The 5799-nt window shown below is 45.4% G+C and carries 5 protein-coding genes; 1 reads left to right on the top strand and 4 read right to left on the bottom strand.

Features of this window, described 5'->3' with window-relative positions:
• Positions 1-10: 10 nt before the first annotated feature.
• From GX089_12050 to rmuC, 3 genes are all read right to left on the bottom strand, one after another.
• Complete coding sequence (locus tag GX089_12050; protein ID NLP03220.1) at positions 11-457, bottom strand: T9SS type A sorting domain-containing protein; 447 nt, start codon at positions 455-457, stop codon at positions 11-13.
• 160 nt (positions 458-617) lie between these two features.
• The gene (locus GX089_12055) at positions 618-2789 is read right to left on the bottom strand and encodes a PAS domain-containing protein (protein ID NLP03221.1); all 2172 of its coding nucleotides are present in this window, start codon (positions 2787-2789) and stop codon (positions 618-620) included.
• An 849-nt stretch (positions 2790-3638) separates the two neighbouring features.
• A complete protein-coding gene (gene rmuC, locus GX089_12060) occupies positions 3639-5027 on the bottom strand; it encodes a DNA recombination protein RmuC (protein ID NLP03222.1) in 1389 nt (462 codons plus the stop codon).
• A gap of 129 nt (positions 5028-5156) precedes the next feature.
• Here rmuC and GX089_12065 point away from each other — a divergent pair, with 129 nt between their 5' ends.
• Entirely contained in the window at positions 5157-5327 is a 171-nt protein-coding gene (locus GX089_12065) for a hypothetical protein (GenBank protein NLP03223.1), read from the top strand.
• A 165-nt stretch (positions 5328-5492) separates the two neighbouring features.
• Here the strand turns inward: GX089_12065 and GX089_12070 are convergent, their stop codons facing one another.
• On the bottom strand, positions 5493-5771 hold the full coding sequence (locus GX089_12070; GenBank protein ID NLP03224.1) for a hypothetical protein: 279 nt from the start codon (positions 5769-5771) through the stop codon (positions 5493-5495).
• Positions 5772-5799: the final 28 nt, after the last annotated feature.

Here is a 5799-nt window from a genome sequence, read left to right on the forward strand (position 1 = left end):
CCCCTTGAGGTCAATGGATCAAATAAATCATTTTGTTGAATATTTTGCCACTGGCATCCACCCGTACCAGGTAAGTCCCCTTTGCAATCGAGACGTCTGACAGCGGAATATTGTACCTCCCGGGGGCTGAAACAGTCTGTCTGGCTGAAAATATCAACCGCCCGGTCAGGTTATAGGCCTGAACCTGGATCTGTCCCGCAGAGACAACGTCCACTTCAAATAAGCGCCTGCTCTGTATGAATCTCACAGATGCAGTTTTGATTGAAGGATAGAGTTCTTTGCCGGTAACAGAGACGGCGCCTCCACCGGTTTTGCTGAATACCACTCTGGCGCCATTCTGTATATCAACAGTATCCACAGTGCCATCGTGTTTATGGATAAGCATCTTTTCGGCATTACCCCGAAAATGCAAAAAAGCGCATAACAGAAGAACCATCGCGCAGATTCTCGGTTGCATACGTGCACACTCCTTTTTTCTCACAGGGTTTGATAACAACGTAAGGTTGACTGGTTATACAATTTAATCATGTTGACACAGGATTTACGAAAAAAATCCATATTAAAACTGTTAAAATACCGGTAAGTGATTGATGCAAAGCAAATTACAACTAATAATCCTATTTCTTTACGAAGAGTCTGAGACGTAAAAGGCTTTGCTGAAGCAGGGTTCTGATATGAGAGGGATGTGTGCAACGCTCCAGTACAAATTCTGCTGTATAAATAATGTTGCTTATACGGGGAAATTTTGGAAACCTGGATGCATCAAGATAGCGGTCCAGAGTCTGGGCGCGTTCGAATCCATCCTGATTGATATGGATTTTCCACAACCCTGACTCCTGGGCAAGCGCCAGACGATCTTTGCCAAGGGTCTCAGTCCAGCATGCCAGAGACAGCCGCATTACCTGTGCTGCAAGTGCATTGCGGTTTTCCGTGAAACTGTTTCCGGTAAATAAAGACTCCATCTCTTCAAGCAGTATATCGATTTCTTTCAGTTGCAAATCGAGGGAATGCCCGCTTTTGCAAGTCAGTGCAGGAGTTATATTTGCAAAAGTCTCGCGAAGCACATTGAGCCGGTTTCGATTACGGGATAATTCCTGGATCAGAGCCAGTGAAGGCAGTGGTTTTTCCGTTAAATCCAAATGCTGCGTTCGCAGGGATAATATCCTTATCTGCTCCTTTTTTTCTCCCAGAACCGTTGATTGTGCCCAGACGAGCCTGTACGATCCATCCGGTCTCAGAATTTGAAAAGCATCTCTTTCGGCCGTGTTCTTTCCATCAATTGTTTCCTCATCCTGAGCATCGCATTTTTTCTCATCCGTGTCATGCTGCCCGGAATTATTCCATTTATCCGAAAGTATGTTAGACGCGTTCATGCCGATTAATTCATCTACCGGGCGATCTGCGAGTTTTGCGAAAGCCTGATTACAGAATGCAATTATTTTATCTGCTTTAATTGCACAAACGGGATAATCAATAGAATGGAGCATTTCAGAAAGGCAGTTATGCCATAACTTAAGTTCAGCTTCAGCCTCCATTCGTTCTGTAAGCTGTTTTTCTAATTTATTCATAGCAGAGAGCGCTTTGTTTTTATGTATCAACTCTTCAGAGAGTTGTTCAACCTTGCTATATGCACCTGCAAACCGGTGCAAAACAATATAAGACTGAAACAAAAGCATGACCGTCAGGCTGGGCCAGAGCATGTACGGCATCGGGGTGGAAACGCCCAGGGCTTTTAAAATTTCATGTATTCCTGCAATACATATCAGCCAGGAACCTGAAGCTGCAAGTCGGGCGTTAGGCAGTTTTCTCATTACAGCCTTGAGAGTGTAATACATTGTATACATGGCAAGCGCTGCAAGAACCAGGTAATGAACCCTGTAACTTATTGCCCATCCTGCCCTGAAAGGTATTATCGCCGAAAAAGTGAAGATGACAGCTATAAACCATGTCCATTTCTCGAGTGATTTTTTCCCGCCTGCATCCGGCAATATGCGATGTAAATAGGCAATCCATAATGGCACCGATATTATCAGTGAAATCGAATCGATCCTGCCGACCAGTATATGTATAAGCCTGCTTTCGAAGTTCAGGCACCAGAAACTGCCGCACAGTCCGGCAAGGGTATTGATCGAGGCTGTGATGCAATATGCACCGAGATAGAGCGAGGGTGTCTCTTTGTGCCTGAATAAAAATATCTGAATATGATAAAGTCCAAGCACAAACAGAATTGCAATAGTCATATACAAAAAGGCGGAATAGAGAACAGATCTTTTTTTTAAGCGGTCGTAATTTCCAAGCACAATTTCTCCCAGAACTCCACCAGGAAAGGGAGAATAGTTTGATACCTGCAAAAGCAGAGTGACACTGTCTCCGGCAGTTTCCGGCAGTCTTATTATTTCCTCTCCGAGTACGCTGCCGCCATCAGGCCCCATGCTTCCGGATGAAGACAAAAGCAGCGTATCGGCCCACACTCTGTAAGCGCCTGCTATGTCGGTGAGCTTCAAACCCAGTCCCGAGAACTGTTTCAAACCGACAAGTGTCATTCTGTAAGTAGCACAGCCATCCATGGGCAGCCTGGTTTCATTGATTGTCAAACCCCACCAGGAACCGGGCAGGTTTACTAAAGAGTCTGGAGCAGGAGGCTCAGAATCGGAAAAGTCTGAAGGGGTGAGTAATCGTCCCCGGTAAAATTCCCAACTGCCGTTTAATGCAACCGTTTGGTTTTTGTTAAGGTTTTGAAAATCAATAACTTGTCGAGATGGTAAAGCCGGCGGTAATTCGGACGCCATGTTCCCGCCGGACAGCAGTACCACACATACTGCAAAGTAAAGTGTTATTTCTTTCTGAATGAAATGCATATCCGGTTTAATTGAACCATAATTCAATTCCTGATCTTTACCTGGTTATGACTCAAACCGGATGAAATCTTTGCCAAAAAAAAAGCACCCTTTGAGGCGATTTAATTCAGTATACATTAATGGTAAACAAAAATGTAAACTGATGAAAAACGCGCTCAAAAGGTGATGAAGGAAGATAGGTTCCGACAGAAAAGATCGCAAGATAAGAGATATTGGAATTACAATTGATAATCTGGTTAATTGAGGCGGATTGAGATTGATGCTTCGCAGTATATTTCTTCTTCTGATCGGGGTCGAAATCAGTATCGATGTATTTCATATGAAGATAATTATTGCATTAAGAAATAATAAGTGGGAGGTTTCCCTGCCTGCCCTGCCGTAGCTTCTTAGCGTAGGGGGATCCTGGGATATCCCCTCTGTGCTAACGTAGTTTGGTTCCCCATATAGTTCAAGACATTTCCGGAATTTCTGATTTTAGAATTTCTTGCAGGGGAAGTCTCCCCCTGCCTTCAGCCCGCAGAAGACTGCGGTCTTCCACCACCCCCTCTGTGTTGACATAGTGCAGTACCCGGCGGGGAAATGTTACATGTCGGGAAAGTTAAGCTGGCTTCTTCAGCGGCATTAATGCCACCTCTAGCCAGGCTAAGCCCGGTAAACCGGGCTTGCAAGAAAATGAAATCTCATAGTTTTCTATTTAACCCGATTTATCGGAATTTACATGCATTAGAGTGCAGTCGTTTTTTCGCACCATCGATTTATCGTTATGTTGTACTCTCGTAACTACACCTGCTCAGTCTCCTCAGCCGGTTCCTCCGAGACATCGTCCCTGATTTCCGTCAATATCGACTTCGCATCCGGAGACGGCAGTTCCTCCACCTTCCTTAAATGTCTGTCTATCGCACGTGTGCGCACATGTACTTTGTCAATAGAGCTTGACGCCTCACTGAGCTTTTTCTGGACCAGTTCCAAAGTCTTGTCATACTTTGACCACTCGGTCTTAACCGCGCCAAGCAGTTTCCAGACCTCACTTGTTCTCTCCTGTATTGCAAGCGTACGGAAACCCATCAGAAGGCTGTTAAGGATTGCCCACAGAGTCGTAGGCCCGGCGATCATCACGTGATATGTGTTCTTTACTTTTTCCACCAGACCGGCGTTGCTTATCACTTCCGCGAATAATCCCTCGACCGGAAGGTAGAGAATTCCGAAATCGGTTGTGAAAGGCGGAGCGATATATTTGGTACTGATTGCCTTTGCGCACCGTTCCACCTCCGATGCCAGGCTGCGCACCGCAGCTTCGGCACCCTCTTTATCCGCCCTCTCCCGCGCGTCGATTATTCTCTGGTAATCCTCCGCCGGAAACTTTGCATCGACAGGAAGCCATACGAATTCGCTCCTGTCACCATTACGTCCTGGAAGTTTTATCGCGAATTCCACCCGCTCTCCGGTACCGGTTGTGGATACGTTTTTCTCATACTGTTCAGGCGCAAGCACCTGCTCGAGCATCATCTCAAGCTGCACCTCGCCCCATGTACCGCGGGTTTTTACATTTGTCAAAACTTTCTTGAGATCCCCTACTCCGTTTGCAAGAGACTGCATCTCCCCCAGACCTTTTGACACCTGCTCCAGACGCTCGCTGACCAGTTTGAAAGACTCTCCAAGACGTCTCTCAAGAGTCCCCTGCAGCTTTTCATCAACTGTCTTTCTCATCTCCTCAAGCTTTGTCTCATTACCCGACTGTATCTCTTTAAGTTTTCCCTCGACAGACAGTTTCAGTTCGTTTATCTTGTTGTCGTTTGATTCCCTGAGCTGGATAAGTTTTCCCTCAAAGCTCAATAACTGCTCATTCTGCGACTGGGACATTTTTGACAACTGATTAAAGATTTCCTGCCTGAAAGTGCCATGCTGCTGCGTGAGTGCCTGACCGAAAGAATTGACAGCACCGGAGAGTTCCTCTCTGGATTGTTTAAGATCCCGCGACAAATCTCCTCTGAAATTTGAGATCTCCGCCTTTACCGCGGCCTCCACCCGTTCAAAAGCCTTTTCGATCGATTCAAAGAAGTGCTTTATTGGCCCGGGATCCACGGTAGCTTTCCGCAAAACAACTATAATAAGTATTACAGTTGTCACTACCTGAAGAGCAGCGATTGTTACAAGAAGAGCAGTATTCATTTTTACCTGTCCGTTTTTTCTGCGCGGATGCAGAAGGTGTGAAACAAAAGTGGTACTAAAAGATTATAATTCAGAAATGGCTGCTGAAACAAGTTTCTGCAGAATGAATATAGCCGGAATGGGATAGATATGAATAGAGGTGGCAGGAACCATCGTAGCATTTCGGCTGCGCTCACTCAGTACAAGCCTGAAACCATCACAGAAGGCAGGGATTTATCATTTCTGACTGAAGGCGGAATGGGCGGGAGGTGGAGTGAGGCAGACGTAGAAAAATGGAATCAACCTTTCATGGGGTGGTAAAATAAAAGGCAAAACCATTTTTCAAGTGTTGTTTAGCAGGAAACGCTTTTTGGTGTTTTTGTAATCTTCGATATTTTACCCCAGAGATGAAATAACGACTCAGCCAGTCAAAATGTGGCCTCAGCAATTAATATTCACCCCTGAGGTGAATTTAGGAGCTTACAGCTATCTTCCCGGACATTGTCTCTGTTTCCTGATTACCTCATCAATATTAATAAGAATAAATAGTACCAAAACAGAGCAAAAGTCTGGATCACTTACCTGCCGCAATCCCTGCGCAGCCCCGTTTTCCCTGGTGTGGTTGAAAGAATCTCTGAGGAATTCACCGTATGAACACCAGTGTGCCCCCTTGCTCCACAGTAAACGTCCATCATTTATACTGAATCCATTACAGGTGCTTTGCGGACTTTTATTAACTGTCGTTTTCCCGTCCGAACTTGTCACATGCTCTTCTTTTAAGACTTCAACAGCC

The organism is Fibrobacter sp., assembly GCA_012523595.1.
Lineage (GTDB): Bacteria > Fibrobacterota > Chitinivibrionia > Chitinivibrionales > Chitinispirillaceae > JAAYIG01.

Coding starts and splice junctions, on each gene's coding strand:
- GX089_12065 (NLP03223.1), top strand. CDS start 5,157: ATGAATAGAGGTGGCAGGAACCATCGTAGCATTTCGGCTGCGCTCACT.
- GX089_12050 (NLP03220.1), bottom strand. CDS start 457: ATGCAACCGAGAATCTGCGCGATGGTTCTTCTGTTATGCGCTTTTTTG.
- rmuC (NLP03222.1), bottom strand. CDS start 5,027: ATGAATACTGCTCTTCTTGTAACAATCGCTGCTCTTCAGGTAGTGACA.
- GX089_12055 (NLP03221.1), bottom strand. CDS start 2,789: ATGGCGTCCGAATTACCGCCGGCTTTACCATCTCGACAAGTTATTGAT.